This is a genomic window from Serratia sp. A07 (assembly GCF_058725505.1).
The window spans coordinates 1-2,183 of sequence record NZ_JBZXDO010000128.1 but is presented as its reverse complement, the minus strand read 5'-3'; the positions used below and the strand labels follow the sequence as shown (position 1 = coordinate 2,183).

Below are 2,183 nucleotides of genomic sequence, written 5' to 3'. Positions count from 1 at the left end.
ATGAAATCACCGGCTTTCAGCTCGGTATTGAACGCCGTCCCCGTACCTTTCACTACGGCGGAGTTGTTCGTTAGGGTAAGAGTGCCTGCGGGCATGATGCTCTCCTGAATTTAGGCAACAAAAAACCCGGCGCGGTGGCCGGGTTGCTTGGTGTTGAGTGACTTTTATTTATCGCAGGTCGTGCGCGTGAAGTTGGTTGTGTCTACCCATGTTGACTTGAACACTGAACCCGCTAAGTATTGTTTTTTACCACCATAATCGCGCGTATCGTAAATGGGAATCCGATAGTCTTGTCGGCCTATGTTAGCGACGCCCTCACACAACACTGGGCGTTCTTTCATCAGATTTGCACAACCGGTTAGCAATAGTATAGTGCAAATGGTGATTATTTTATTCGCATTCATATAGACCTCTTCCATGATCAGTTATAGTGAAATCATTATAATCCAGTCACATCAATAATCATATACACACCAAGTCCAGATTGGCTATTGCCTTGCCCCTGGCTAGATTGCGATTGCAGATACTGGCTGTGGAACACGCCACCTTGAAACAACGCAGTGTTACCAGAGAACACCACCCCTGAGAACATGTATGTGATATCAGTTTCCCAATACTTCCCGACATCATCATATGAAGATGAGAATGACCAAAAATATCCCTGGCTTACTGTTACGGCTGCATACTCTTTGTCAGTTGGGTATGCTTTATTCGTCTGAGGCTGACTCCCATTATTGAAACCGGGCAGATAAACCATATCAACCACATTCATATAATCATATCCACTATCAAAAACAACTTGTCCTACCGAGTTCCTCAAGCAGAGATTACCTATTCTCGAGTTTGTTTTTGGTGCGGAGTCAAATATATAGAACTGACCTGTTACGTTTGAAGGATTAGATGGGTCTAATCCAATCATGTAACCAATCCTAAACGTATAATTATTTCCCACCTTCAGTGTTCTTACAATCGTTGTTCTATGGCTGGTGCACCTTATAGCCAGTAGCGGAGGATACTCTGGGTTAGTTGCTGTGTAATTAATGTCCTGATAGTCTCCTTCATCAACATCCCTATTAATTGAAAGATTACCTTTCGATGCTAATCTAATGTTCATGAAACTATCATCAATTAAAACACTTCCCCAGTCATTCAAAACGCGAATAAAAGCCATTAGTAAATGCCCCACATGATTGTGTAGGGCCTTGGGCTAGCACCCCACGAAATGATACCCGAATTGATATTCACCATCAGAGAAGTAAATCTAGTCAAGCCATCATTTTCAGCCGGTGTTGCTGAATACCAAATACTTCCATTTTCGTATCCAACAACATTTATGCTACCAGGAACGCCCGGCGAGGTTGTAGTTACGCCGATAACCTTGGTTAGTCTCTTAGAAAGGTCTACCTTAATCCTTCCAGAAGCATCTCTAACAATGAAAGTCGGCATTAAAGAGCAACCTCTATACGATTGATATTATTTGAATCTGTCATAACCCACGAGTCACCGGTAAATCTGGAACGCCCTCGTGAGTTACTCGCGTTAATCTCAAATACACCGGCCTTATTTAGCTGCCATCCTTTCCTTCCAGCGACGTAATCATTCGACTGAATATAGTTCCCAATCTTGGCATTATTGATTGAGCCATCCTGAATGAAAGCGTCGCTGATAAACACCTGGCCGTTAACCACAGCGAATGGCGAGTATTGCGTGTCGCCGCTGCCGCTCATCAACACGAACTGATTGGCGTTGAAACCGATACGGGTGATGACGGGTTTACCGGTTTCCGCCAGCACGGCGATCGACATACCCGCGTTGTAGAACATGCCGTTAACCCTCACACCCGCTTTCAGTGTGTGGATTGCCGTTGCGCCGTCGGCATCAACCGTGGCCGTCAGCTTGTCCTCCAGTACAGCTGTCACGTCGTCAATCTGCGCCTGCACCTGCGTAGACAGTTCGGCCAGGGCGTGATCGACTTCTGCTATTGTGGTTTTCACCACCAGAATATCAGCCCGTACCGTGCCGTACTGCGCCCACTGGTGCTCAACCGTCGCGTTGTTGGCCAGCGCATTCTGAATGATGGCCTCAATGTTTGTGTCAATGTCGCCAGTGAGGCGGTCACCGTCCTTATCCGTCAGGAAGCCATCGCCGATGCTCTCCAGGTAGTCACCGGCGTTTGCGTTGGA

General features: G+C 46.4%; 3 protein-coding genes and 1 pseudogene. All 4 read right to left on the bottom strand.

What is annotated here, in order from left to right; translation table 11 throughout:
* Positions 1-95: pseudogene (locus AC4PR2_RS28480) on the bottom strand (tail fiber protein); the annotation flags it as partial.
* A 69-nt stretch (positions 96-164) separates the two neighbouring features.
* Positions 165-404, bottom strand: a complete 240-nt coding sequence (cor, locus tag AC4PR2_RS28475; protein ID WP_430727033.1) for a phage exclusion lipoprotein Cor — start codon at positions 402-404, stop codon at positions 165-167.
* Between the two features lie 35 nt (positions 405-439).
* Positions 440-1,171 (bottom strand): hypothetical protein, encoded by a 732-nt coding sequence (locus AC4PR2_RS28470; protein WP_492175999.1) that lies wholly within the window; start codon positions 1,169-1,171, stop codon positions 440-442.
* A gap of 274 nt (positions 1,172-1,445) precedes the next feature.
* On the bottom strand, positions 1,446-2,183 hold a 738-nt coding region (locus AC4PR2_RS28465), incomplete at its 5' end, for a phage tail tip fiber protein (RefSeq protein WP_492175998.1).

What these genes read in the sequence shown, in the direction of transcription:
- cor (WP_430727033.1), bottom strand. Translation starts at nt 404, where the DNA reads ATGAATGCGAATAAAATAATCACCATTTGCACTATACTATTGCTAACC.
- AC4PR2_RS28470 (WP_492175999.1), bottom strand. Translation starts at nt 1,171, where the DNA reads ATGGCTTTTATTCGCGTTTTGAATGACTGGGGAAGTGTTTTAATTGAT.